The 24,110-nt window shown below is 68.0% G+C and carries 27 protein-coding genes; 22 read left to right on the top strand and 5 right to left on the bottom strand.

Translation table 11 applies throughout. The features are described 5' to 3' along the window. Positions 1 to 72 precede the first annotated feature (72 nt). The 3 genes from rpmE (at position 73) to prmC (ending at position 2,357) form a co-directional block, all read left to right on the top strand. Positions 73 to 285 carry a 50S ribosomal protein L31 gene (gene rpmE / locus AB0J91_RS04290; RefSeq protein WP_093413636.1) on the top strand — a complete coding sequence of 71 codons (213 nt, stop codon included), beginning with the start codon at positions 73 to 75 and terminating at the stop codon, positions 283 to 285. Between the two features lie 121 nt (positions 286 to 406). Continuing rightward, a complete protein-coding gene (gene prfA / locus AB0J91_RS04285) occupies positions 407 to 1,474 on the top strand; it encodes a peptide chain release factor 1 (RefSeq protein WP_363864034.1) in 1,068 nt (355 codons plus the stop codon). A 10-nt stretch (positions 1,475 to 1,484) separates the two neighbouring features. Further along, positions 1,485 to 2,357 carry a peptide chain release factor N(5)-glutamine methyltransferase gene (gene prmC / locus AB0J91_RS04280; protein WP_363864032.1) on the top strand — a complete coding sequence of 291 codons (873 nt, stop codon included), beginning with the start codon at positions 1,485 to 1,487 and terminating at the stop codon, positions 2,355 to 2,357. 101 nt (positions 2,358 to 2,458) lie between these two features. Here the strand turns inward: prmC and AB0J91_RS04275 are convergent, their stop codons facing one another. Beyond that, positions 2,459 to 3,994 (bottom strand): alpha/beta fold hydrolase, encoded by a 1,536-nt coding sequence (locus AB0J91_RS04275; RefSeq protein ID WP_363864030.1) that lies wholly within the window; start codon positions 3,992 to 3,994, stop codon positions 2,459 to 2,461. A gap of 198 nt (positions 3,995 to 4,192) precedes the next feature. On the opposite strand from AB0J91_RS04275, the gene AB0J91_RS04270 reads away from it, so the two are divergent. The 14 genes from AB0J91_RS04270 (at position 4,193) to AB0J91_RS04205 (ending at position 15,768) form a co-directional block, all read left to right on the top strand. Next, positions 4,193 to 4,843, top strand: coding sequence for an L-threonylcarbamoyladenylate synthase (locus AB0J91_RS04270; RefSeq protein WP_363794051.1), 651 nt, complete (start codon positions 4,193 to 4,195; stop codon positions 4,841 to 4,843). Positions 4,844 to 5,059: 216 nt separating this feature from the next. Beyond that, positions 5,060 to 6,226, top strand: coding sequence for an MraY family glycosyltransferase (locus tag AB0J91_RS04265; RefSeq protein WP_363794053.1), 1,167 nt, complete (start codon positions 5,060 to 5,062; stop codon positions 6,224 to 6,226). Then, positions 6,226 to 6,690 carry a hypothetical protein gene (locus AB0J91_RS04260; protein ID WP_363864028.1) on the top strand — a complete coding sequence of 155 codons (465 nt, stop codon included), beginning with the start codon at positions 6,226 to 6,228 and terminating at the stop codon, positions 6,688 to 6,690. Before AB0J91_RS04265 ends, AB0J91_RS04260 begins: the two co-directional genes overlap by 1 nt. A gap of 274 nt (positions 6,691 to 6,964) precedes the next feature. Further along, positions 6,965 to 7,744, top strand: a complete 780-nt coding sequence (gene atpB, locus AB0J91_RS04255; RefSeq protein WP_132672362.1) for a F0F1 ATP synthase subunit A — start codon at positions 6,965 to 6,967, stop codon at positions 7,742 to 7,744. Between the two features lie 104 nt (positions 7,745 to 7,848). After that, positions 7,849 to 8,106, top strand: a complete 258-nt coding sequence (locus tag AB0J91_RS04250; RefSeq protein ID WP_029534827.1) for an ATP F0F1 synthase subunit C — start codon at positions 7,849 to 7,851, stop codon at positions 8,104 to 8,106. A gap of 35 nt (positions 8,107 to 8,141) precedes the next feature. Continuing rightward, on the top strand, positions 8,142 to 8,699 hold the full coding sequence (locus tag AB0J91_RS04245; protein ID WP_132672502.1) for a F0F1 ATP synthase subunit B: 558 nt from the start codon (positions 8,142 to 8,144) through the stop codon (positions 8,697 to 8,699). A 22-nt stretch (positions 8,700 to 8,721) separates the two neighbouring features. After that, on the top strand, positions 8,722 to 9,552 hold the full coding sequence (locus tag AB0J91_RS04240; RefSeq protein ID WP_363794057.1) for a F0F1 ATP synthase subunit delta: 831 nt from the start codon (positions 8,722 to 8,724) through the stop codon (positions 9,550 to 9,552). Positions 9,553 to 9,645: 93 nt separating this feature from the next. Beyond that, positions 9,646 to 11,289, top strand: coding sequence for a F0F1 ATP synthase subunit alpha (gene atpA, locus AB0J91_RS04235; RefSeq protein WP_132680260.1), 1,644 nt, complete (start codon positions 9,646 to 9,648; stop codon positions 11,287 to 11,289). 11 nt (positions 11,290 to 11,300) lie between these two features. Further along, a complete protein-coding gene (locus AB0J91_RS04230) occupies positions 11,301 to 12,221 on the top strand; it encodes a F0F1 ATP synthase subunit gamma (RefSeq protein WP_363794059.1) in 921 nt (306 codons plus the stop codon). A gap of 1 nt (position 12,222) precedes the next feature. Then, positions 12,223 to 13,653 (top strand): F0F1 ATP synthase subunit beta, encoded by a 1,431-nt coding sequence (atpD, locus tag AB0J91_RS04225; protein WP_132618887.1) that lies wholly within the window; start codon positions 12,223 to 12,225, stop codon positions 13,651 to 13,653. Between the two features lie 169 nt (positions 13,654 to 13,822). After that, positions 13,823 to 14,188 (top strand): F0F1 ATP synthase subunit epsilon, encoded by a 366-nt coding sequence (locus AB0J91_RS04220; protein WP_363864026.1) that lies wholly within the window; start codon positions 13,823 to 13,825, stop codon positions 14,186 to 14,188. Positions 14,189 to 14,198: 10 nt separating this feature from the next. Then, positions 14,199 to 14,633, top strand: coding sequence for a DUF2550 domain-containing protein (locus AB0J91_RS04215; protein WP_363864024.1), 435 nt, complete (start codon positions 14,199 to 14,201; stop codon positions 14,631 to 14,633). Between the two features lie 164 nt (positions 14,634 to 14,797). Beyond that, the gene (locus tag AB0J91_RS04210) at positions 14,798 to 15,268 is read left to right on the top strand and encodes a GNAT family N-acetyltransferase (protein ID WP_363864022.1); all 471 of its coding nucleotides are present in this window, start codon (positions 14,798 to 14,800) and stop codon (positions 15,266 to 15,268) included. Positions 15,269 to 15,297: 29 nt separating this feature from the next. Then, positions 15,298 to 15,768 (top strand): GNAT family N-acetyltransferase, encoded by a 471-nt coding sequence (locus tag AB0J91_RS04205; RefSeq protein WP_363864020.1) that lies wholly within the window; start codon positions 15,298 to 15,300, stop codon positions 15,766 to 15,768. Here the strand turns inward: AB0J91_RS04205 and AB0J91_RS04200 are convergent. After that, on the bottom strand, positions 15,765 to 16,337 hold the full coding sequence (locus tag AB0J91_RS04200) for a cob(I)yrinic acid a,c-diamide adenosyltransferase (RefSeq protein WP_363864019.1): 573 nt from the start codon (positions 16,335 to 16,337) through the stop codon (positions 15,765 to 15,767). The genes AB0J91_RS04205 and AB0J91_RS04200 overlap by 4 nt on opposite strands. Positions 16,338 to 16,526: 189 nt before the next feature. Between AB0J91_RS04200 and murA the strand changes: the two genes are divergently transcribed. Together murA and AB0J91_RS04190 are read left to right on the top strand one after the other, a co-directional pair. Beyond that, a complete protein-coding gene (gene murA / locus AB0J91_RS04195) occupies positions 16,527 to 17,783 on the top strand; it encodes a UDP-N-acetylglucosamine 1-carboxyvinyltransferase (protein WP_363864017.1) in 1,257 nt (418 codons plus the stop codon). Positions 17,784 to 17,939: 156 nt separating this feature from the next. Next, entirely contained in the window at positions 17,940 to 18,263 is a 324-nt protein-coding gene (locus AB0J91_RS04190) for an antibiotic biosynthesis monooxygenase (protein ID WP_132680254.1), read from the top strand. Position 18,264: 1 nt separating this feature from the next. Here AB0J91_RS04190 and AB0J91_RS04185 read toward each other — a convergent pair whose 3' ends face one another. Further along, positions 18,265 to 18,801: an NUDIX hydrolase gene (locus tag AB0J91_RS04185; protein WP_363794071.1), complete on the bottom strand. Its 537-nt coding sequence runs from the start codon at positions 18,799 to 18,801 to the stop codon at positions 18,265 to 18,267. Positions 18,802 to 18,908: 107 nt separating this feature from the next. Beyond that, the gene (locus tag AB0J91_RS04180; protein WP_363864016.1) at positions 18,909 to 20,309 is read right to left on the bottom strand and encodes an amino acid permease; all 1,401 of its coding nucleotides are present in this window, start codon (positions 20,307 to 20,309) and stop codon (positions 18,909 to 18,911) included. A 120-nt stretch (positions 20,310 to 20,429) separates the two neighbouring features. On the opposite strand from AB0J91_RS04180, the gene nucS reads away from it, so the two are divergent. Continuing rightward, positions 20,430 to 21,089, top strand: a complete 660-nt coding sequence (gene nucS / locus AB0J91_RS04175; protein WP_132680251.1) for an endonuclease NucS — start codon at positions 20,430 to 20,432, stop codon at positions 21,087 to 21,089. Between the two features lie 353 nt (positions 21,090 to 21,442). Here nucS and AB0J91_RS04170 read toward each other — a convergent pair whose 3' ends face one another. After that, on the bottom strand, positions 21,443 to 21,637 hold the full coding sequence (locus AB0J91_RS04170) for a hypothetical protein (RefSeq protein ID WP_363864014.1): 195 nt from the start codon (positions 21,635 to 21,637) through the stop codon (positions 21,443 to 21,445). Between the two features lie 307 nt (positions 21,638 to 21,944). Here AB0J91_RS04170 and AB0J91_RS04165 point away from each other — a divergent pair, with 307 nt between their 5' ends. Together AB0J91_RS04165 and AB0J91_RS04160 are read left to right on the top strand one after the other, a co-directional pair. Beyond that, positions 21,945 to 23,618, top strand: coding sequence for a sodium:solute symporter family protein (locus tag AB0J91_RS04165; RefSeq protein WP_363864121.1), 1,674 nt, complete (start codon positions 21,945 to 21,947; stop codon positions 23,616 to 23,618). Positions 23,619 to 23,640: 22 nt separating this feature from the next. Beyond that, complete coding sequence (locus tag AB0J91_RS04160; protein WP_132680248.1) at positions 23,641 to 23,904, top strand: hypothetical protein; 264 nt, start codon at positions 23,641 to 23,643, stop codon at positions 23,902 to 23,904. The last annotated feature ends 206 nt before the right edge of the window (positions 23,905 to 24,110 follow it).

The following is a 24,110-nucleotide window of genomic DNA, read 5'->3' as shown; positions in this document are numbered from 1 at the left end:
CTGGTTCCGGTCCCGGTTCACCACGCTGCGATGGGCGCGTGGACCCGGCGGCCAAGTTGAGAGGAAAAGCCGTTGAAGAGTGGCATTCACCCCGAGTACGTGGTGACGCAGGTCAACTGCGGTTGTGGCAACAGCTTCACCACCCACAGCACCCGCAAGAGCGGTCAGATCACCGTTGAGGTCTGCTCGAACTGCCACCCGTTCTACACGGGCAAGCAGAAGATCCTGGACACCGGTGGCCGCGTGGCCCGCTTCGAGGCCCGTTACGGCAAGCGCAAGAAGTAGCTGCGCCGACGGCGCCCGCTCTCCGCATCGCGCGTGAGGGCGGGCGCCGTCTTTGCGTGAGGGCCGTCTCGACCGGGGCGGCTTCGTCCCACTTCACAGCCGTCAGGAAAAGGGTCGCCCCGTGGAGACATCGAAGCTCGAAGGCCTGCTCGCCGAGTACGACGATCTGGAGAAGCGGCTGGCCGACCCGAGCGTGCACGTCGACCAGGCGAACGCCCGCAAGCTCGGCCGCCGCTACGCCGAGCTCACCCCCATCGTGCGCACCTCGCGCGAGCTGGACGAGGTTCGCTCCGACCTGGAGACCGCGCAGGAGCTCGCCACCGAGGACGAGGGGTTCGCCGAGGAGGCCGAGCGGCTCGCCGAGCGCATCCCCGAGCTGGAGGACAAGCTCACCGAGCTGCTGCTGCCGCGGGACCCGCACGACGGTTCCGACGTGGTGCTGGAGGTCAAGTCCGGTGAAGGTGGCGAGGAGTCCGCGCTGTTCGCCGGTGACCTGCTGCGCATGTACCTGCGCTTCGCCGAGCGCCGCGGCTGGCGCGCCGAGGTTCTCGACGCCACCGAATCCGATCTCGGCGGCTACAAGGACGCCACTGTCGCGCTCAAGGCCAAGTCCGGCGACAACAGCCCCGACGGCGTGTGGTCGAAGATGAAGTTCGAAGGTGGCGTGCACCGCGTGCAGCGCGTGCCGGTCACCGAGTCCCAGGGACGCGTGCACACCTCCGCGGCCGGTGTCCTGGTCTACCCCGAACCGGAAGAGGTCGAGGTCGAGGTCGACGAGAAGGACCTGCGCATCGACGTGTACCGGTCCTCCGGGCCGGGTGGGCAGAGCGTGAACACCACGGACTCCGCGGTGCGCATCACCCACCTGCCGACGGGCATCGTGGTGTCCTGCCAGAACGAGAAGTCGCAGCTGCAGAACAAGCTGCGCGCCATTCAGGTGCTCAAGGCCCGCTTGCAGGCGGCAGCCGAGGAAGAGGCGGAGCGCGAGGCGTCGGAGACCCGTCGCAGCCAGGTCCGCACGGTGGACCGCTCGGAGCGCATCCGCACCTACAACTTCCCGGAGAACCGGATCTCGGACCACCGGGTCAACTACAAGGCGTACAACCTCGACCACGTTCTCGACGGCGACCTGGACGCGGTGCTCGACGCGCTGCTCGCTGCCGATCGCAACGAGCGCCTTGCGCTCTAAGCTGATCGACGTGACCCGACAGCCACTGCGCTTGGCAATCCTGGAGGCCGAGCGCACTCTTGCGGCGGCGGGCGTGGGTAGTCCGCGCGCCGACGCCGAGCTGCTCGCCGCGCATCTGCTCGGCGTCGAGCGCACCAAGCTCATGATGGTTCCCCTGGTCGACCCGCCGGTCGTGGAGGCGCTGCAGGAACTGGTGGGCCGCCGCGCCGCGCGCGTCCCGCTGCAGCACCTGACCGGCCGCGCCCACCTGGGCGGCGTGGACCTGGAGGTCGGGCCCGGCGTGTTCGTGCCCCGCCCGGAGACCGAGCTGCTGGTCGAGTGGGGTGTCGGTGTCGTGGACGGCGTCGAGCGGCCCACGATCGTCGACCTGTGCTCGGGTTCGGGAGCGCTCGCCCTCGCCTTGGCGCACGTCCGCCCCGACGCGTGCGTGCACGCGGTCGAGAAGGACCCCGCCGCCCTGTCGTGGGCCCGCCGCAACGCCGGCCTGCGGTCGGAGGCGGGGGACACCCCGATCGGCCTCTACTCCGGCGACGTCACCGACCCGATGCTGTTCATGGAGTTGGAGGGCCTGGTCGATCTGGTCGTCTGCAATCCGCCGTACGTCCCCGACGGAACCCCGGTTCCGCCGGAGGTCCGCCACCACGACCCGCACGAGGCCGTCTTCGGCGGCCGGGACGGACTCGACGTCGTCCGCCACGTGGTGGCCTGCGCGGCCCGGCTGCTCAAACCGGGTGGCGGTGTGGCGATCGAGCACGACGACACCCACGGCGGCTCGGTGCCCGCGCTGCTGCGCGCCCGCAGGGTCCTGACCGAGGTCCAGGAGCACCCGGACCTCGCCGGCCGACCCCGTTTCGCCACCGCCCGCCGCACCCACCCGGAGTGACAGGAAGGTTCCCTTCCTCGCGATGAGAAGGGCCCCTGCCCGCCGGGGATCGGATTCCCGGTGATGGACAGGGGCCTCTGGTGAGCGGAAGGTCCCCTTGCTCAGGTCGCGGGCTTGTCGCCGGTGCCTGGGGAGTCGTCCTTCTTCGGCTTCTCGTCGTCTTCGGAGGTGCTGTCCGAGGGCTTCTCGGTGGGTTTCTCGGTTTCGGCTTCCGGCTCTTCTTCTGCTGCCGGGGTCGACGGTTCCGAGCCGACCTTCATGAAGCGGGTCGGTGCGTCGGTGGTCGCCTTCTGCTCAGCGTCGGCGGTCTCGGCGTTGTCGTCGGCAGGCTTCTCCGGGGACTCGGCGTCCGCGGCTTGCCTCTCCGCCGAGTCGCTTTCCGTCGACTCGGTCTTCTCGGCCGGTTTGGACTCCGCCGAATCGGATTCCTCGGCTGGCTCCGACTCCGCCGATTCCGTCTCCTCGGTCGTCTTCGACTCCGCCGATTCGGTTCCCTCCGGTTCCGCGGACTCGGTGGTTCCCGCGACGTCCTCGGTGGACTCGGCGGATTCAGGGGTGCTGCCGACCGGCCCGACCTTCAGCAGCTTGGTCGGGGAGTCCACGCCTTCGTCCTTCGCGGCGGGGGCGTGCGCTTCCTCGGTGCTGGCGGTGTCCGCCGGTTTCGCGGACTCGCCGGCCTTGGGGACCTTCAGCCGGTGCGTCGGGGCCTCCGCGCTCTCATCGCGCTTGGCCGGGCCGTTGGTCCCCTTCTGCGGGGCGATCGCCGGGGTGTTGACGGCGTTGACGAACTCGCGGAGCAGCGCGTTGAACTCGGTGGGGCGTTCGCGGTTGGGCCAGTGGCCCGCCTGCGGCATGACCCGCAGCTGCGCGCCCGGGATGGCGCCCGCCACTGCCTGGGCGGAGGCGACCGGGATCAGGGCGTCCTTCTCGCCGTGGATCACGGTGACGGGGCAGGTGATCCGGTTGAGCTGGGGCAGGTGGTTGATGGTCATCGAGCGGCGGTTGATCGCGTCGGCGTGCCAGTCGGCGAAGACCGAGCGGCGGACGGCGGCTTCGGCCCTGACCTCGTCGACGATGGAGTCCAGGTCCCGCACCGAGGAGGCGTCGGCGAAGAACACCTTGTTCAGCGCGAAGCGGGCCAGGGAGCGGTTGCTCCGCAGCAGCGTGGCGGCCATCCGCCCGCTGAACCCGGTGCGCATCAGCAGGTAGGTGGCCAGGTGGTGCGGCATGCGGTGCTGCACCCCGGTGCTGTCGACGAGCGCGAGCGCGCGCACCCGCTGCGGGTGGCGCAGCGTGAAACCGGTCGCGATGCTGCCGCCCATGGACAGGCCGACCAGGGTGGCCTGCGGGATCCTCCAGGCGTCGAGCAGCCAGCGCAGGACCTCTTCGAAGGTGCGCTGGTTGCCGCGTCCGCGCCACTCGGTGCTGCCGCCCTGGCCGGGCAGGTCGGGGGCGAAGACGCGGTGGTCGGCGGCCAGAACGCCGATGGTGTTCCGCCAGCTCAGCAGGGCGTTGTCGGGTCCGCCGCCGTGCAGCAGAACGATCGGTGGCCCGTCGGTCCCCGCCTTGTAGTAGCGGACCTTGCCGGCCGGGAATTCGATCTGGTCGACCTCGACACCCTGGGGTGGGGCGGTCATCAGTGTTCTCCTCATTTCCGTGCTTCGTCGGTGCCCGTGTTCGGCAGACGCGTGGGAGGTCGGGCTCGTTTCGTGTCCACGGCCACACCCGAATTGATCTCGGGCCGATGCCCCGGTGTTACTCGTAAGGATGCTCCTGGACGGTGATCCGCTGCACCACCTGAAGGGGTCTCGGCGTGGCGTGCCAGGATGCGAGGAGTGAGCACCGTTTTTGACTGCAGCAGTCCGGACAAGCGCAAGGCGGGATTGGCCGCCGCGGCGAACGCGGTCCGCGCCGGCGGGCTCGTCGTGCTGCCGACCGACACGGTCTACGGCATCGGCGCCGACGCCTTCGACGCCGAGGCCGTGCGTTCGCTCCTGGCGGCGAAGGGGCGGGGCCCGGACATGCCCGTTCCGGTCCTCGTGGGGTCCTGGTCCACTGTGGATGGGCTGGTGATGTCGGTTCCGGAGCAGGCTCGCGCGCTCATCGAGGCGTTCTGGCCGGGTGGCCTGTCCCTGGTTCTGCCGCAGGCACCGTCACTGAACTGGAACCTGGGCGAGACCCGGGGCACCGTGAACCTGCGGATGCCGCTGCACCCGGTCGCGCTGGACCTGTTGCGCGAGGTCGGCCCGATGGCCGTCTCCAGCGCCAACCACACTGGTCAGCCGCCCGCCACCAACGCCGAGGAAGCCGAGGCGCAGCTGGGTGACCGCGTGCAGGTGTACCTGGAGGGCGGTCCTTCGGGGGAGGCGGTGGCCTCGACCATCGTCGATCTGACCCAGGGGACCCCTCGGGTGCTGCGGGACGGCGCCGTGAGCAGGGCGGAGTTGTCCGACGTGCTGGGTGTGGAGATCGAAGCGGACCGGTGAGAAGTCCCAGCACCGGGATCGATAGCGTTACAGCGGACACAACGCGGACCAGTCGCCCCCGTCGGGGCGGGCGGCGGTCTCGCCGCTGGGCGCGGTGCGCCGCGGCGACGCCGTTCAGGGGCCGCGATTCTCAAGCGATGAGGAGCGCCGGGTTTGATTACTCCGTCCTGGGGGCTGGACTTCGACTTCGCGCCGCAGCGCGGGTGAGCCACCGGTATGGACTACGCACCCTTCGCCCCGGTCGGACTGCCCGCTCGTGAGTACCTGCTGGTCATGCTCACGGCGGCGGTCACCACGTTCCTGCTGACCGGCCTGGTCCGGTTGCTGGCCATCCGGGTGGGCGCGGTCGCCTACCCCCGTGTCCGCGACGTGCACGTCAAGCCGATGCCGCGGATGGGCGGCGTGGCGATGTACGGCGGTGTGCTGGCCGCGACGTTCCTGGCCGCCAACCTGCCCGCGCTGTCGCGCGGTTTCGCCTACTCCAAGGATTCGCTGGCCGTGCTCATCGCCGGCGGGCTGATCGTGCTGGTGGGCGCGCTCGACGACCGGTTCGAGCTGGATTCGCTGACGAAGCTGGCCGGGCAGGTCACCGCGGCCGGGATCCTGGTGCTCTCCGGTGTGCAGTGGTTCGTGTTCTGGGTGCCGTGGGGCGGCACGGACGGGCACGTCGGTCAGCTGCTGGTGCTGGGCAGCAACCAGGGTCAGCTGCTGACGGTGCTGCTGGTCGTGGCCATGATCAACGCGATGAACTTCGTCGACGGTCTGGACGGGCTGGCCTCGGGCATCGGGTTGATCTCGGCGGCCGCGACGTTCGTGTTCTGCCTGAGCGTGCTTGACCGGCAGAACGGCGACGTCAACGCCTACCCGCCGGCGCTGATCGCGGCGGCCATCGCCGGCGCGTGCCTGGGCTTCCTGCCGCACAACTTCCAGCCCGCGAAGATCTTCATGGGTGACTCGGGGTCGATGCTGATCGGCCTGATGCTGGCGACGGCGAGCACCTCGGCCTCGGGCCGGATCATCTACACCGGCTCCGGGCCGGGCGACACGATCGCGCTGCTCTCGCCGCTGCTGGTGGTCGCGGCGGTGCTGTTCGTCCCGCTGCTGGACCTGATCATGGCGGTGGTGCGGCGGACGAAGGCGGGCAAGAGCCCGTTCCACGCCGACAAGATGCACCTGCACCACCGGCTGCTGGAAATCGGGCACTCGCAGCGCCGCGCGGTGCTGCTGATGTACCTGTGGGCGGCGGTGATCGCCTTCGGCGCGGTGTCGTTGACGCTGTTCAACACGTGGGTCGTCGGCTGGGTCGTGGCCTTGACGGTGCTGTTGGCCGCTATCATTTCGTTGATTCCGCGCATGCGAACCCGAGTCGATCGAGAGTCCTGATGAGCGAAGCATCCGAGCCCGCCACCGGCGAGCGGGCCGAGCCGGAGAACCCGCACGCCGAGGTCGTGCGCAGGTTGGCCACGGCGATGCTGCGCACCGCGGTGTGGCCGGGCGTGGCCACCGTGGTCCTCGGGGCGATCGTGGCGACGGTCCTGGTCGGGGTTCCCGGGCTCGTGGGAGCGCTGATCGGTGGGGTCGTGGCCTTCGGGTCCTCGCTGCTGACCATTTGGCTGATGCGGTTCTCCGGGGGCATGAACCCGCAATTTGTGATGGTCATCGCACTCGGTGGTTATGTCGGCAAGATGCTGGTCCTGTTGGTGGTGATGACGTTGCTGGGAGGCATCGACGCCATCCACCGGGAGTCGTTGGCCTTCACGATGCTGGCAACGGTCATGGTGTGGGCGGGGGCTGAAGTGGTGGCCTTCAAACGCACCAAGATCCCGACCATCATTCCGAGTAACTGAACCGTTCTCACGGCGTAATCCGCACCTGCGGACGGGTGGAACCGCAGGTGTAGCCGACCAGCATGTCGGTAGGCTACTTACCCGCTGGTAAGGTCTCGGCCGAAAGCCTTCCCTGCACAGCGGGTTGAAGGGCACCAGAAGGTAGGCCTTCAGACACCACTGGGTGGGGAGGGCCCCTCCGCGTGCCGGATCGCGTATCAGGTACGTTAAGTGCAAAACGTGACGATTCCCCCGGAAGAGTGAAGTTCGGCCGGGAGAACCGGAAGGAGCCCAGTTGGGCGCGCTGATGCTGGCCGAAGGCGGAACATTCCAGCCGCCGGGCGCCGATAGCTTTTTCCTCCCGCCGATCGCCGGCGGAGTCACCAAGCCGATGGTTCTCGTCGTGGCTTCGGCGATCATCGTGGGCGCCTACTTCCTGATCGCCACCCGAAACCTGAAGCTGGTTCCGGGCAAGGGTCAGTTCGTGGCCGAGTTCGCCTACGAGTTCAGCCGGAACAAGATTGCCCGGGAGCAGATCGGTGCCAAGGACTTCCGTCCCTTCGTGCCGCTGATCTTCGCGCTGTTCACGTTCGTACTGGTGAACAACCTCTTCGGGATCATCCCGATCATCCAGTTCCCCACGATGTCCAAGATCGGTTTCCCGATCGCGCTGGCCGCCGTGGTCTACGTGGTGTTCCACGGGGTGGGCTTCGCCCGGCACGGCTTCCTGGGTTACTTCAAGCACATCATGTTCCCGCCCGGGGTTCCGAAGCCGATCTACCTCCTGCTGGCACCGATCGAGTTCCTGCAGAAGTTCGTCGCGCAGCCGGCCGCTCTCGCGGTCCGAGTGTTCGCCGCGATGTTCGCCGGACACCTCATCCTGCTGGTGTTCACGCTCGGCGGTGAGTACCTGCTCCTCGAGGCGAGCGTGGCGTTCAAGCCCATCTCCGTGGTGGCATTCGCCTTCGCTATCGCCCTGACCTTTGTCGAAGCCCTGATTCAGGTGCTTCAGGCCTACATCTTCGCCCTGCTGACCGCCAACTTCATCGGCGCAGCGCTGGCCGAAGGCCACTGAGGCCTGACACAAATAAAAACCGGGCGACGACAAAGACTTTCCGATCCGAAAAAAGGACCTGTCGATCCGCCCAGATAAAGCGGACCGAGTGAAAGGTAGTGAAAGTGAGCAACATCGTTCTCGCGCAGGCCGCTGAGGCTGCGGGCAGCATCAACCCCGGTCTCGCCGCGATCGGCTACGGCCTCGGCGCCGTCGGCCCGGGCATCGGCGTTGGTCTGATCTGGGCCGCCGTCATCAACGGCACCGCCCGCCAGCCGGAGGCCCAGGGCCAGCTGCAGGGCATCGCCTGGATCTCCTTCGTTCTGGTCGAGGTGCTCGCGCTGATCGGTCTGGTCGTCTACTTCATCGCGTCGGCTGCCTGATCATCTGACGGCTCAACGCGTTGGGAGACGTTGTGGTGAAGACCCAGATGCTGCTCGCCGCTGAAGGCGAGCACAACCCGATCGTCCCGGAGCCCGCGGAGATCGTGGTCGGTCTCGTCGCGTTCGGGCTGCTGCTGTTCGTGCTCTGGAAGTTCGCGGTCCCGCGCTTCGAGAAGATCTACGCGGAGCGCAGCGAGCGGATCGAGGGCGGTATCGCGAAGGCCGAGGCCGCGCAGGCCGAGGCGCAGCGGACCCTGGAGCAGTACAAGTCGCAGCTGGCCGAAGCTCGCGCCGAGGCCGCACGCATTCGCGACGACGCCCGTGCCGAGGGACAGCAGATCCTGGAGGAGATGCGGACCCAGGCTCAGACCGAGTCGGACCGCATCGTCAGCCAGGGCCAGTCCCAGCTGGCGCACCAGCGGGCTCAGATCGTCGCCGAACTGCGTTCCGACCTGGGACGTCAGGCGGTCGACCTGGCCAGCCGGGTGGTCGGCGAGTCCCTGGAGGACGAGGCGCGTCGTCGCGGCACCGTTGACCGGTTCCTCGACGAGCTGGACGCGACCTCGGCCCCGGCCGAGTCGGCCAAGCCCTGAACCTAGTGAAAGGCGCTGAGAGTTGAGCACCCTCGTGAACGCCGCGAGCCGTGAGGCAATGGCAGCGAGTCAGCTGCAGTTGCTGCAGGCCACTGACGGGGCTCAGGCTGCGGAGATCACCGGGCTCGCCGACGAGCTGTTCGGCGTGGCCGCTCTGCTGGGCCGCGAGTCCACGCTCCGTCGGGCGCTCGCCGACGCCTCCACCGACGCGCAGTCCAGGGAGAACCTGGCCCGCGGGTTGTTGGAGCCCAAGGTCGGCGCCCGGGCGCTGCCGGTGATCGTCGAAGCCGTCCGCGCACGCTGGTCCAGCCCGAGCGACCTGGTCGGCGGGCTCGAACAGCTCGCCCGCACCGCGCTGCTGGTGCAGGCCGAGCGGGCGGGTCGCCTCGACGCGGTCGAGGACGAGCTGTTCCGGCTGGGCCGCATCATCGGCTCCGAAGTGGACCTGGAGCGCTTGCTGTCCGATCCCTCCGGGGACCCGGCCAGCAAGACCGCCGTGCTGGACCGGCTCATCGAGGGCAAGGTCGAACCGGTGACCCTCGAACTGGTCCGGCAGCTCGTGGCCCGGCCGCGTGGCCGGCGGGTCAGCGAGGGGCTGGAAGAGCTGGCCGAGCTGTCGGCGAAGCGCCGGGAACGCTCGGTGGCGCACATCCGTTCCGCGTTCCCGCTCAGTGCGGAACAGCAGGACCGGTTGTCGCGCACCCTGCAGCGGATCTACGCCCGTCCCATCGCTCTGCACCTGGAGATCGATCCCGGTGTCGAGGGCGGGCTGCTGATCAAGGTCGGTGACGAGGTCATCGACGGCAGCGTGACGGGACGCCTGCAGACGCTGCGGCGCGACCTGGCCGACTGATGCCGACACCGCGCCCCGGCTTGAAACCGAGCCGGGCGCGCGGTGCGCAACACCAACTCCCTTCCAAGAACTAACCGAGGGCAGGAACGAGACATGGCGGAGCTGACGATCTCGTCGGACGAGATCCGCAGTGCGATCGAGAATTACGTCTCCAGCTACTCCCCGGAGGTCAGCCGCGAGGAGGTCGGGGTCGTCACCGATACCGGTGACGGCATCGCCCATGTCGAGGGCCTGCCTTCGGTGATGACCGAGGAACTGCTGGAGTTCCCCGGCGGCATCTACGGTGTCGCGATGAACCTTGAGGCTCAGGAGATCGGCGCGGTCATCCTGGGCGAGTCCGAGAAGATCGAGGAAGGCCAGGAGGTCAAGCGGACCGGCAAGGTCCTGTCGACCCCCGTTGGCGACAACTTCCTCGGTCGCGTGGTGAACCCGCTGGGTGAGCCCATCGACGGCCTCGGCGAGATCGTCGCCGAGGAGCAGCGCCCGCTGGAACTGCAGGCCGCCACGGTCGTGCAGCGCCAGGGCGTCGGCGAGCCGATGCAGACCGGCATCAAGGCCATCGACTCGATGACCCCGGTCGGCCGCGGTCAGCGTCAGCTGATCATCGGCGACCGCAAGACCGGCAAGACCACGGTCGCGGTCGACACGATCATCAACCAGAAGCAGAACTGGGAGTCGGGCGACCCGACCAAGCAGGTCCGCTGCATCTACGTCGCGATCGGCCAGAAGGGCTCCACGATCGCCGGTGTGAAGCGGTCCCTCGAGGACGCCGGCGCGATGGACTACACGACCATCGTCGCGGCCCCGGCCTCGGACTCCCCGGGTCTGAAGTGGCTGGCCCCCTACACCGGTTCGGCCATCGGTCAGCACTGGATGTACCAGGGCAAGCACGTCCTGATCATCTTCGACGACCTCACCAAGCAGGCCGAGGCCTACCGCGCGCTCTCGCTGCTGCTGCGTCGTCCGCCGGGCCGCGAGGCCTACCCGGGTGACGTCTTCTACCTGCACTCGCGTCTGCTGGAGCGCTGCGCGAAGCTGTCGGACGAGCTGGGCGCCGGTTCGATGACGGGTCTGCCGATCATCGAGACCAAGGCCAACGACGTGTCGGCCTACATCCCGACCAACGTCATCTCGATCACCGACGGTCAGTGCTTCCTGCAGTCGGACATGTTCAACGCCGGTCAGCGCCCGGCCATCGACGTCGGCATCTCGGTGTCCCGTGTCGGTGGTTCCGCGCAGATCAAGGCGATGAAGAGCGTCACCGGTTCGCTGCGTCTGGACCTGGCCCAGTACCGCGAGCTGGAGGCCTTCTCGGCCTTCGCCTCCGACCTGGACGCCGCTTCCAAGGCTCAGCTGGACCGCGGTGCCCGCCTGATGGAGATCCTCAAGCAGGGTCAGGGCGAGCCGCTTCCGGTCGAGGAAGAGGTCGTGTCGCTCTACATCTCCACCAAGGGTCACCTCGACTCGGTGGCGATCGCCGACGTGCGCCGCTTCGAGAGCGAGTTCCTCGCTCACATGCGTCGCTCGCACGAGACCACGCTCAAGGACATCGTCGAGACCGGCAAGCTGTCGGCCGACGGCGAGAAGGTCATCGTGGACGCGATCGAGGAGTTCAAGAAGAGCTTCACCGGTTCGGCCGGTTCCGCCGCGCCGAGCGGCCCGGACGCCGAGGCTCTGGCCGCCGACGAGGTCGGGCAGGAGACCGTGAAGGTCGCCAAGCCCGCCCCGAAGGAGTGACCAGATAAGCCATGGCCAACCTTCGGGAACTCCGGGATCGCATCCGGTCGGTGAAATCGACCCGGAAGATCACCAAGGCGCAGGAGCTGATCGCTACCTCGCGCATCACCAAGGCGCAGGCCAGGGTCGCGGCCTCGCGGCCGTACGCCGACGAGATCACCAACGTCCTGTCCGCGCTGGCTGACGTGAGCACGTTGGACCACCCGCTGCTGACCGAGCGCACCAACCCCAAGCGGGCTGGTGTGCTGGTCGTGACCAGTGACCGGGGTTTCTGCGGCGGCTACAACGCCAACGTCATCAAGGCGGCCGAGGAGCTGCAGTCGCTGCTCCGCGAGCAGGGCAAGCAGCCGGTGCTCTACGTCGTCGGCCGCAAGGGCGAGTCGTACTACCGGTTCCGGCAGCGCGAGATCGAGGCGAGCTGGTCCGGTTTCAGCGACCGGCCCGACTACGCCGACGCCTCCGAGGTCGGCGAGACCCTGGTCAAGGCGTTCCTGGCGGGTGCTGACGACTACCTCGACGACGGTGGTCCGGACGGTAAGCTGGGTGTGGACGAGCTCCACCTGGTGAGCACCGACTTCGTGTCGATGCTGACCCAGAAGCCGACGGTCAGGCGGATCGCTCCGCTGGAGGTCGAGTACACCGACGAGCGCAAGCTCAAGCCCGTCTACGAGTTCGAGCCGGACGCTGAGACGCTGTTCTCCGCCCTGCTGCCGAAGTACATCAAGACCCGGCTGTTCGCGGGTCTGCTGGACGCGGCGGCGTCGGAGCACGCGGCTCGCCGGACGGCGATGAAGTCGGCGACGGACAATGCGGACGAGTTGATCCGCAACCTAAGCCGCGAGGCCAACCAGGCCCGCCAGGCCCAGATCACCCAGGAAATCAGCGAGATCGTCGGCGGTGTCGAGGCGCTCTCGTCCGCAGGAAGTGAGTGACATGACTGCTGCTACTGCCACCAGCACTGGCACGGGCCGCGTCGTCCGGGTGCTCGGCCCGGTCGTGGACGTCGAGTTCCCGCGTGACCAGGTGCCGGACCTGAACAACGCTCTGACCGCCGAGATCACGGCCGAGAGCATGGCCAAGACGCTGACGCTCGAGGTCGCCCAGCACCTGGGTGACAGCGTCGTGCGCACGGTCTCCATGCAGCCCACCCAGGGCCTCGTCCGCGGCGTGAACGTCGTGGACAGCGGCTCGGCGATCTCCGTCCCGGTCGGCGACAAGGTCAAGGGCCACGTGTGGAACGCGCTGGGCCACTGCCTGGACGAGCCGGGCTACGGCTCGGACGCCGAGCGCTGGGAGATCCACCGCAAGGCCCCGGCCTTCGACCAGCTCGAGGGCAAGACCGAGGTGCTGGAGACCGGTATCAAGGTGATCGACCTGCTCACCCCGTACGTGCAGGGTGGCAAGATCGGTCTGTTCGGTGGTGCCGGTGTCGGCAAGACCGTTCTGATCCAGGAGATGATCCGCCGAGTCGCCAAGAACTTCGGTGGTACCTCCGTGTTCGCCGGTGTCGGCGAGCGCACCCGTGAGGGCAACGACCTCTGGGTGGAGATGGACGAGTCGGGCGTTCTGGCCGACACCGCGCTGGTGTTCGGTCAGATGGACGAGCCGCCGGGCACCCGTATGCGCGTGGCGCTGTCCGCTCTGACGATGGCGGAGTACTTCCGCGACGTCCAGAACCAGGACGTGCTGCTGTTCATCGACAACATCTTCCGGTTCACCCAGGCCGGCCAGGAGGTCTCGACCCTGCTGGGCCGCATGCCTTCGGCCGTGGGTTACCAGCCGACGCTGGCCGACGAGATGGGCGAGCTGCAGGAGCGCATCACCTCCACGCGTGGTCGTTCGATCACCTCGATGCAGGCGATCTACGTGCCGGCGGACGACTACACCGACCCGGCCCCGGCGACGACCTTCGCCCACCTGGACGCGACGACGGAGCTCTCCCGCCCGATCTCCCAGATGGGCATCTACCCGGCGGTCGACCCGCTGACCTCCAGCTCCACCATCCTCGACCCGTCGGTCGTGGGTGATGAGCACTACCGCGTGGCCCAGGAGGTCAAGCGGATCCTGCAGAAGTACAAGGAGCTGCAGGACATCATCGCCATCCTCGGTATGGACGAGCTGTCCGAAGAGGACAAGGTGACGGTGCAGCGGGCGCGTCGCATCCAGCGCTACCTGTCGCAGAACTTCTTCGTCGCGAAGCAGTTCACCGGCCAGGAGGGCTCCTTCGTTTCGGTGAAGGAGACCATCGAGGCCTTCGACAAGCTGTGCAAGGGCGACTTCGACCACTACCCGGAGCAGGCGTTCCTGTCCATCGGTGGTCTCGACGACCTCGAGCAGGCGTACAAGAAGCTCACCGAGCAGTGATCTGCCACCCCGCTTGCAAGCCTGGCGGGGTGTGGTGAAAACCGGCGAGCGGGGTCGGGGCCCGACGGGTCCCGACCCCCTTTGCCACTAGGCATTTTCAGCCCGGCCAGTCAAGATCGCCCTGGTGGCGTTGGCTAGACTGCGGGCACACCCGACAAAGGAGACGCGCGTGGCCAACATGTCCGTCCAACTGGTCGCCGTCGAGCGCCTGCTGTGGTCCGGGGAGGCGACCGCGGTCGTCGCGCAGACCACCGAGGGAGAGATCGGCATCCTGCCGGGCCACGAACCGCTGCTCGGTCAGCTGGTCGAGGGTGGCGTCGTGCGCATCACCACCACCGACAAGGAGACCGTGACCGCTGCGGTCCACGGTGGCTTCCTCTCGGTGACCGGTGCCGGCGTGAGCGTGCTCGCGGAGTCCGCGGAGCTGGCGCAGGAGATCGACGTGGCGCAGGCTCGCCAGGACGCCAAGAGCGACGACGAGCTGGCCAGAACGCAGGCGACAGCCCGATTGCGAGCAGCGGGCCACACGGACTGATCGGGCCAGCATGGGTTCGCCGGTCGTGTTGCTCGTCGTAGCGTTCGCGCTGCTGCTGCTCGCCGCTCTCGCGGTGGGGCTGCTGGCCTGGCGACGAGTGCGCGAACTGCGGGTCGGAGGCATCGACGTGGCGCTGCGCGCCACCGATGGCAAAGGACGCGGCTGGCAGCTGGGTGTGGCGCACTACCGGGGCGAGGAATTCGCCTGGTACCGCATCCTGAGCCTTCGCTCCGGCCCGAACTGGGTGATCAACCGGCGAACCGTGGACATCGCCCTGCGACGCGAACCCTCGGTCGCGGAGGCGTACGCGATGCCGAGCGGCTCCACGGTCCTGGACCTCACCGGACCGGACCTGGAGCTGGCGATGAACAGCGACGCGCTGACCGGCTTCCTGTCCTGGCTCGAATCGGCACCACCGGGACATTCGGTGCCGTGGGCGTCCTGAACGCCCGACGATCAACAGCGGGGTCCGACCACGGGCCCCGCTTTTTCGTGCCCTCGGGGCGGAACATGGGAACCTTCCTGCCACTTCTGCCGGACGTGGTGGCAGGAAGGTTCCCATGCTCGCGCGGGTGGCGTTGGACGGTTCGGGTTGCCGAGACTGGTTCCGTGACCGAGAACCTCACGATCAGGCCGGAACCCTTCGAGAGCTGTGATGCCCAGCGTGCGCTGGCTCAGTACGTCGCTGAGCTGGCGGAGCGCTTTCCGGAGGGATTCGATCCGGGTAGGGGCGTGCCGCCTGCTGAGGACGATTTCGCGCCGCCGAAGGGCGTGTTCCTGCTGGTGCGGTTCGCAGGCGAGGTCATGGGATGCGGTGGGCTGCGGACGGAGCCCGACGGCACCGGTGAGATCAAGCGGATGTGGATCTCGCCGGCCTTGCGGGGCAAGGGAGCCGGTCGCGCACTGCTGACCAGCCTGGAAGATCATGCGCGCCGCATGGGGTGCACGCGGGTGCGGTTGGACACCGCGGCCGAGCTGGGCGAGGCCCAGGCCATGTACGCCAAGGCCGGCTACGTCTCGATCCCGGCCTACAACGACAACCCCTACGCCGCGCACTGGTTCGAGAAAACCCTTCGATGACCAGGGGCGCAGCCGATTACGCTGCGAGCGTGCGCATCGAGACCGTCGGCTACGACCACCCCGATTCCCAGCGGCTGATCGAGGCTCTGCAGCAGGAGTACGTCGAGCGCTACGGGGAGCAGGACATGACGCCGGTCGACCCGGCGGAGTTCTCCCAGCCCCGCGGCCTGTTCCTGCTGGGTTACCTGGGCGAGGAGGCGGTGGCCTCCGGTGGTTGGCGGGTGCACGACACCGGTGAGGACGGATTGCGGGACGGCGACGCGGAACTCAAGCGCATGTACGTCGTGCCCGCTCAGCGCGGCAACGGACGGTCCCGGCGGATGCTCGCCGAGCTGGAGTCCACTGCCGCGCTGGCCGGCTGCAAGCGGTTGGTGCTGGAGACCGGCACCAAGCAGCCCGAAGCCATCGGGCTCTACCTCTCATGCGGGTACGAGCAGATCGAGAACTTCGGTGTCTACCGGTGCGACCCTCACAGCCGCTGCTACGGCAAGGAGCTCTAGGCGTTGCCGCCCGGCTTCCACAGCACGTCTCCGTCCGGGTTGGCGACCCTGGCCATGATGAACAGCAGGTCGGAGAGCCGGTTGAGGTACTTCGCGGGCAACGGTGACGTGCGCTCGGAGTCGGCGTCCTGCAGCGCCCAGGCGGAACGTTCGGCGCGGCGAGCCACGCAGCGCGCCTGGTGCAGCAGCGCGGCACCCGGGGTGCCGCCGGGCAGGATGAACGAGTCGAGCTTGCCCAGCCGGGCGTTGAACTCGTCGCACCAGCCTTCGAGCCGGTCGATGTAGGCCTGGGTGACGCGCAGCGGCGGGTACTCGGGATTCTCCACGACGGGTGTGGACAGGTCCGCGCCGACGTCGAACAGATCGTTCTGCACGGCGCGCAGCACGGTCACGACGTCGTCGGCGAGCTCAGCGGTGGCCAGGGCCACGCCCAGCACGGAGTTCGTCTCGTCCACGTCGGCGTAGGCGACCAGGCGCGGATCGGTCTTGTGAACCTTCGAGTTGTCCGACAACCGCGTGGTGCCCGCGTCCCCGGCCCGCGTGTAGATCTTCGTCAGGTGGACTGCCATGCCCACAGCCTAGGCGTGCCCGCCCTAGGCGGAAGCTGGCAGGAAGGTTCCCTCGCACCACATGCACCGCTGCGGCACCGCAGGTGACATGAAGGCTTCCCGCACGTCCACCCGGTGGGAGGAAGGTTCCCTCACGAGCTCGTGACCCGCCCCGATGCGCCATGGGCGGGGGCCGTAACCTCGATCCTCGTGAGTGAGCACTTCCGGGTACGCGGCGGAGCGCGCCTCGTCGGCGCGGTGGACGTGGTGGGGGCGAAGAACAGCGTCCTCAAGCTGATGGCCGCTGCGCTGCTTGCCGAAGGCACGACGACGATCGTGAACTGTCCCGAGATCTTGGACGTTCCGCTGATGGCCGACGTGCTGCGCAGCCTGGGCTGCGACGTGACCATCGACGGCGGCACGGCGCGCATCACCACGCCGTCGACGATCAGCCACGAGGCGATCTCGCCGTCGATGGGGAAGCTGCGCGCCTCGGTGTGCGTGCTGGGGCCGCTCGTGGCGCGCTGCCGCCGCGCCGTGGTGACCCTTCCCGGTGGTGACGCGATCGGTTCCCGTCCGCTGGACATGCACCAGAACGGGCTGCGCAAGCTGGGCGCGACCAGTCACATCGAGCACGGTGCGGTGGTCGCCGAGGCCGAAAACCTGCAGGGCGCGCAGATCTGGCTGGACTTCCCGAGCGTGGGGGCCACCGAGAACATCCTGATGGCCGCGGTGCTGGCCGAGGGAACCACGGTCATCGACAACGCGGCGCGCGAACCGGAGATCGTCGACCTCTGCGTGATGCTCCAGCAGATGGGCGCCAAGATCGAGGGCGCGGGAACCTCCACCTTGACCGTGCACGGCGTCACCGCGATGCGAGCCGTGGAGCACCGCGTGATCGGTGACCGGATCGTCGGTGCGACCTGGGCATTCGCCGCCGCTGCCACTCGTGGCGACATCACGGTCAACGGGGTCGACCCGCAGCACACCAACCTGATGCTGGAGAAGCTGCGCAGCGCGGGTGCGGAGGTGACCACCGGTGAGGAGAGCTTCCGGGTGGTCATGCCGGACCGCCCGAAGGCCGTCGACTACGTGACCTTGCCCTTCCCGGGCTTCCCGACGGACCTCCAGCCGATGGCGCTGGCCTTGTCCGCCGTCGCCGACGGCACTTCGATGATCACCGAGAACCTGTTCGAGTCGCGGTTCCGGTTCATCGAGGAACTGGTGCGGATGGGCGCGGACGCGCGCACCGACGGCCACCACGCGGTGGTGCGCGGTATGGAGCGGTTGTCCAGCGCGCCGGTGTGGGCGACGGACATCCGCGCCGGCGTGGGCCTCGTGCTGGCGGGGTTGTGCGCAGACGGCGACACCGAGGTGTGGGACGTCTTCCACATCGACCGCGGATACCCGAACTTCGTGGAGAACCTCCGCGGGCTGGGCGCCGACATCGAGCGCGTCGCGGACTGATCTTCGTCATCTGTGGCCGGTGGTCCCGATTCGTCCGGGGGCACCGGCCACAGATGTTCCCGGGGGCCGCGGAAGTGCCGGGGACCATGATCATCGGCGCCGGTCCGGGTGGCTAAAGTCCTTCGCGGACCAGGTGAGAATCCGGAAAGGGAACCGATGAGCACCACCACGCGGGTCGGCCGCATCATGACCTTCACCGCGAAACCCGGCCGGGGCGACGAACTCGCCACGATCATGATGCAGGTGGCCGAGGGCTTGCGCGGATCGCTGGGTTGCCAGCTCTACCTGGTCAGCCGTGACGTGGAAGCTCCCGACACGGTGCGCGTCGTCGAAGCGTGGACCGATTTCGCCAGTGCGGACGCGGCCCTGGCCACCACCGTGGCCACGCGACCCGACATCGACCTCAACGACGTGCTGGGCATGCTCGCCGAACCGCCGGAGCAGATCGACCTGAACGCTCTCGGCGGCGTCGGCCTGTGAGTCAGGTGCCGCGGCGTTCGCGCAGCAGGAGCAGGGCGTAGGCGGCGATGGACTGGGCGTCGGTGACCTCGCCGGCGGCGATCATCTTCTCGAACTCGGTTCGGCTGAACCACGCTGTGCGCATGTCCTGCTCCTCGTGCTCGCGTTCGTGCGTGCCCTCGGTGAGCCCGGTGGCGAGGAACACCCGCCCGCGCTGGCTGGACATGCCGGGCGCGACGTCGAGCAGCCCCAGGTCCAGCATGTTCGCCGCGCGCAGTCCCGTCTCCTCGCGCAGCTCGCGGGCGGCGAGCTCACCGGCCTCGACGTCGGCCCGGTCGGGCGCGGTGCCCTGCGGGAACTCCCAGCGGCGCATGCCCAGCGGGTAGCGGAACTGCTCGACGAGGTGCAGCCGATCGCCATCGAGGGGGATGACCAGGGCGTAGTCCGGTTTGTCGATGACCCCGTAGATCCCGGCGGTTCCGTCGTCGCGTCGGACACCGTCCTCGCGCACCGCCATCCACGGATTCGCGTACACCTCGCGGCTGCTGGTCTGCTCCATGCGCCCCATCCTGCCGCTCGGGGGCGCCGGAGGTGAGCATGGGAACCTTCCTGCCACGCCGAGCCCGCGCAGTGCCTGGTGAGGGCTTCGGCGGGTGAAAGGTTCCCCTACTCCGCGGAGCGGTTGAGCTGCGACTTCCGGCGGCCGTAGCCGAAGTACACGACGAGTCCGATGGCCGTCCAGATCGCGAAGGTCAGCCAGGTGACCGCGTCCAGACCGGTGATCAGGTACGCGCACAGCGCGAGGCCGAGCAGCGGGACGAACGGCATCAGCGGGGTGCGGAAGCTGCGCGGGAGCTCGGGACGGGTTCGCCGCAGCACCACGACGCCGATGTTGACCAGGCCGAACGCGACCAGGGTGCCGATGCTGGTGGCTTCGGCGAGCTGGTTGAGCGGCACCACGGCTGCCAGCAGTGCCACGAGGATTCCCACCAACGCGGTGTTGCGGGCCGGAACCGACCGGCGGTTGACCCGCGAGAGCATCCGCGGGACGAGACCGTCGCGCGACATGGCCACCAGGATCCGGGTCTGCCCGTAGAGCACGGTGAGCACGACCGAGGCGATCGCGATGACCGCTCCCAGCGCGAGCACGACCGCGGGCCAGCCCTGGCCGGTGACGGTGCGCAGCGCGGTGGCCAGCGACGCGTCGGACTCGCCCAGCGCGCCGGCTCCGACCGCTGCGACCGCGGCGAAGGCCACCAGCACGTAGATCGCGGTGACGATGATCAGCGACAGGATGATGGCCCTCGGCAGGTCGCGCTCGGGGTTGCGCGCCTCCTCACCTGCGGTGGAGGCGGCGTCGAAGCCGATGAAGGAGAAGAACACCGCGGAGGCGCCGACCGAGATGCCGGCGATCCCGGCGGGGGCGAACGGGGTCAGGTTCCCGGAGTTGAACGCGGTGAAGGCCACCGCCACGAAGAACACGAGCACGGCGATCTTGAGCACCGTGGTGACGGTCGTGGCCCAGGCGCTCTCGCGCACGCCGATCAGCAGCACTCCGGTGGCCAGCAGCACGACGACGGCGGCGGGCACGTTGACGACGCCGCCCTCACCTGGGGGCGCGGCGAGTGCCTCGGGGATGGTCACGCCGATCGTGCCCTGCAGGAACTCGTTGAGGTAGCCGCCCCAGCCGACCGCGACGGCGGCGACGGACACCCCGTACTCCAGCAGCAGGCACCAGCCGCAGATCCAGGCGATGAACTCGCCGAGGGTCGCGTAGGTGTAGGAGTAGGCGGATCCGGACACGGGGACGCTGCCCGCCAGTTCCGCGTAGGACAGCGCCGAGCACAGCGCGGCCAGCCCGGCCAGCACGAACGAGACCACGACAGCCGGACCGGCGGCCGGGGCAGCCTCGGCGAGCACCACGAAGATGCCGGTTCCCAGCGTCGCGCCCACCGACAGGGCCACCAGCGGCACCAGGCCGAGGGTGCGGTTCAGCTCGCTGTGCGATCCCTCGGTGGCGAGCCGTTCGGCGGGTTTGACGCGGAGCAGACTGCGGGCGAAAGACACGAGCGGTAACGGTAACTCCGGTGGTGGGAAGGGGTACGGCGCGGGTCCCGACCGGGTGCGGGTCGTTGATCACCCGTGGGGGTGCTCGACATCGATGGTCACGCCCGTACTCTGTGCCGGGTGCGACTTGTGATTGCCCGCTGCCAGGTGGACTACGTCGGTCGTCTCACCGCGCACCTGCCGATGGCGCAGCGACTGCTGCTGGTGAAGGCCGACGGTTCGGTGTCGGTGCACTCCGACGACCGCGCCTACAAGCCGTTGAACTGGATGAGCCCGCCGTGCTGGCTCATCGAGGACCCCGACGTGTGGACGGTGCAGAACAAGGCCGGCGAGAAGCTGGTGATCACGGTCGACGAGGTGCTGCACGACTCCAAGCACGAGCTGGGCGTCGAGCCGGGTTTGGTCAAGGACGGCGTCGAGGCGCACTTGCAGGAGCTGCTCGCCGAGCACGTGACGACCCTGGGCGAGGGCTGGTCGCTGGTTCGTCGCGAGTTCCCGACCGCGATCGGGCCGGTCGACCTGATGTGCCGGGATGACGGCGGGAAGAGCGTCGCGGTCGAGATCAAGCGTCGCGGTGAGATCGATGGTGTCGAGCAGCTGACGCGCTACCTGGAGCTGCTCAACCGCGATCCGCTGCTCGCCCCGGTCACGGGCGTGTTCGCGGCCCAGCAGATCAAACCGCAGGCGCGGACGCTGGCCGAGGACCGTGGTATCCGCTGCGTGGTCCTGGACTACGACAAGCTGCGCGGCATCGAGCCCGACGAGTACCGCCTGTTCTGAGCCCGGCGGTCACCTGGGATGACAGGAAGGTTCCCCGGCTCCGAAGGGGGCGGCCGCAGGCGGTTTTGCGCGTCCGCACCTGGCTTCCGGAATCCGGGCCGATGATTCCTGCCCGTGAACTGCGGTGATGGCCGAAGAATGTTCGGCGTCGCAGACGCATTCTGAGCATCACCGACCGTCGCCGACCATTGGTCGGTCTTGATCGGAATTGGATCGAATTGGGCGGTGACGGGAATGTTCCCACCATTCCGGTTCCCGTCGGCGTGAACACGCGGCGGTGAGTCCACGTCAGATGACGGGACGCTTTCGGCGGTCGGAGTGACAGAAAGGTTCCCGTGCGCGCGCGCGAGGGGTCAGCGGCGTGCGTGGCCGTTGCAGTCGCAGGGCTGCAGGCGGGGAGTGGACAGCGGCGCGAGCATCGCCGACAGCTGGTGGAGCAGTCCTTCGGGTCGGCGGTCCGCTGATGCCGCGTCCACGTCGGGGCTGGATTCGTCGATCGAGTCTTCCGCGAGTGCGGCGCTGATCGCCAGATCGATCCGGGCGTTCACGGTTCCTCCCCGCAGCGTCGCGAATGCATTCTGTGACCATACCGTCACGGTGCGTCGAAATAGCTGAGGAAGCGCGTATATCACTCGCTTGGACCCGCTCGCTCACGGGGTGCACACGCGTACGACCGGAAAGTCCCCTGCGTGACGCCAGTCGGCGGACGTTCCGTGATCGATTTAGTGTCTTCTCCAACGAATTGATATCGGCTTACGGCTGCCGCCTCATCTGTGCGGTACTGTCCGACCGCTATCGCGAATGTGGTGGTTCTCGTTTGACTTTGTTGGGTCTGTGGGAGGTGGGGCGGCAGTGCTGCTAGCCCAAGGTCAGCTACTCGACGCGAACGGCGTCGACTACGCGTTGTTGGCGCTGTATTTCGCGTTCGTACTGGGGATCGGCTGGCTGGCGAGGCGGGCCGTTTCAACCAGCCTGGACTTCTTCCTCTCCGGGCGCGCTCTGCCCGCATGGGTGACGGGTCTGGCGTTCATCTCGGCGAACCTCGGCGCGATCGAAATCATCGGCATGTCGGCCAACGGTGCCGAATACGGCATGCCGACGATGCACTACTTCTGGATCGGTGCGGTCCCGGCCATGCTGTTCCTCGGTGTGGTCATGATGCCGTTCTACTACGGCTCCAAGGTCCGAAGCGTTCCCGAATTCATGCTCCGGCGATTCGGCAAGGCCGCTCACCTGGTCAACGGCATTTCCTTCGCCCTGGCCCAGGTGCTCATCGCCGGTGTGAACCTGTACCTGCTGGCCAGCATCGTCAACGCGCTGCTGGGTTGGCCGCTGTGGGTGTCGGTGCTCGTCGCCGCGCTGATCGTGCTCTCCTACACCGCGCTGGGCGGTCTGTCCGCCGCCATCTACAACGAGGTGCTGCAGTTCTTCGTGATCGTCGCGGCACTGCTGCCGCTGACCATCGTCGGTCTGGTCAAGGTCGGCGGTGTGCAGGGCCTGGTCGACAAGGTCACCGCCAGCAAGGGTGGCGCCGAGCAGCTGACCGCCTGGCCGGGTGCTGAGCTGACCGGCTTCAGCAACCCCATCCTCAGCGTCATCGGCATGATCTTCGGTCTCGGCTTCGTGCTGTCCTTCGGTTACTGGACGACCAACTTCGTCGAGGTCCAGCGCGCGATGGCCTCCAAGTCGATGTCGGCCGCGCAGCGGACCCCGATCATCGGCGCCTTCCCGAAGATGTTCATCCCCTTCATCGTGATCATCCCCGGCATGATCGCCGCGGTGATCATCCCGGAGATGACCAACTACAAGCTCACCGAGCAGGGTCCGTACGACTACAACGACGCGATCCTGCTGATGATGCGAGACCTGCTGCCCAACGGCATCCTCGGCATCGCGCTGGCTGGTCTGCTCGCGTCCTTCATGGCCGGTATGGCCGCCAACCTGTCGTCGTTCAACACGGTGTTCACCTACGACATCTGGCAGGCGTACATCGTCAAGGACAAGCCGGACAACTACTACCTGCAGATGGGTCGCTGGGTCACCGTCGGCGCCACCCTCGCGGCCGTGGGCACGGCGTTCATCGCCTCCGGCTACGAGAACCTGATGGACTACCTCCAGCAGCTGTTCTCGTTCTTCAACGCACCGCTGTTCGCGACGTTCATCCTGGGCATGTTCTGGAAGCGGATGACCGCGCACGCCGGTTGGTCCGGTCTGGTGCTGGGTACGGCCTCGGCCATCACGGTCTACGCTCTGTCCGAGACCGGGGTGCTGGACCTGCCTGGTCAGGGTGCGAGCTTCGTCGGTGCCGGTGTTGCGTTCGTCGTCGACGTGATCGTCAGCGTCGTCGTCTCGCTGGCCACCAAGCCCAAGACCGATGAGCAGCTGGTCGGTCTGGTCTGGGGCCTGACGCCGAAGGAGGACCTGAAGGCGTCCACCACCGGTGAGGACTCCGGCTGGTACCGGCGTCCGGGCCTGCTGGCCGGTATCGCGCTGATCCTGATCATCGCCCTCAACATCATCTTCGGCTGAGCCAGGACTGGGAGGAAATCTCATGGCTAGTGGAGGTTCGGGGCACAGCGCTGGTGCCTTCGACATTCGCACGGTGATCGCGCTGCTGTTCGGCATCTACGGAGTCGTGCTCGTCGTGCTCGGCTTCATCCAGCCGCAGGCCGAGATCGACAAGGCCGCAGGACTCAACATCAACCTGTGGGCCGGCCTCGGCATGGTGGTGTTCGCGGCGGTGTTCGTCCTGTGGGCTCGCCTGCGTCCGATCACGGTTCCCGACGACGTCGAAGGCGGCACCGCCGCCGAGTGACGTGAGAATCGAACGGGACGGCGTCCGCACTTCACGGTGCGGGCGCCGTTTCGCATTTCGATACCGATTCTGCGGTTCCGGTCCCAGTTCCAAGATCGTCTGGCTACCGTGTCGGCAATGCGCAGCTGTCAAGTGGACCAGCGCGCAACGCTGCGTGTCCAGCACATGAGTCGGGCGGTACAGGACGGTTCTTTCCCGACTCGGTA

Origin of the sequence: Saccharopolyspora sp. NPDC049357 (genome assembly GCF_040677225.1) — a bacterium.
Taxonomy (GTDB): domain Bacteria; phylum Actinomycetota; class Actinomycetes; order Mycobacteriales; family Pseudonocardiaceae; genus Saccharopolyspora.
Note: the sequence above shows the minus strand (reverse complement) of the source record. Positions and strands in the feature narration are given on the sequence as shown.

Coding starts and splice junctions, on each gene's coding strand:
- AB0J91_RS04275 (WP_363864030.1), bottom strand. CDS start 3,994: ATGACCGCCCCACCCCAGGGTGTCGAGGTCGACCAGATCGAATTCCCG.
- AB0J91_RS04265 (WP_363794053.1), top strand. CDS start 5,060: ATGGACTACGCACCCTTCGCCCCGGTCGGACTGCCCGCTCGTGAGTAC.
- AB0J91_RS04260 (WP_363864028.1), top strand. CDS start 6,226: ATGAGCGAAGCATCCGAGCCCGCCACCGGCGAGCGGGCCGAGCCGGAG.
- atpA (WP_132680260.1), top strand. CDS start 9,646: ATGGCGGAGCTGACGATCTCGTCGGACGAGATCCGCAGTGCGATCGAG.
- AB0J91_RS04230 (WP_363794059.1), top strand. CDS start 11,301: ATGGCCAACCTTCGGGAACTCCGGGATCGCATCCGGTCGGTGAAATCG.
- atpD (WP_132618887.1), top strand. CDS start 12,223: ATGACTGCTGCTACTGCCACCAGCACTGGCACGGGCCGCGTCGTCCGG.
- AB0J91_RS04215 (WP_363864024.1), top strand. CDS start 14,199: ATGGGTTCGCCGGTCGTGTTGCTCGTCGTAGCGTTCGCGCTGCTGCTG.
- AB0J91_RS04200 (WP_363864019.1), bottom strand. CDS start 16,337: ATGGCAGTCCACCTGACGAAGATCTACACGCGGGCCGGGGACGCGGGC.
- AB0J91_RS04190 (WP_132680254.1), top strand. CDS start 17,940: ATGAGCACCACCACGCGGGTCGGCCGCATCATGACCTTCACCGCGAAA.
- AB0J91_RS04185 (WP_363794071.1), bottom strand. CDS start 18,801: ATGGAGCAGACCAGCAGCCGCGAGGTGTACGCGAATCCGTGGATGGCG.
- AB0J91_RS04160 (WP_132680248.1), top strand. CDS start 23,641: ATGGCTAGTGGAGGTTCGGGGCACAGCGCTGGTGCCTTCGACATTCGC.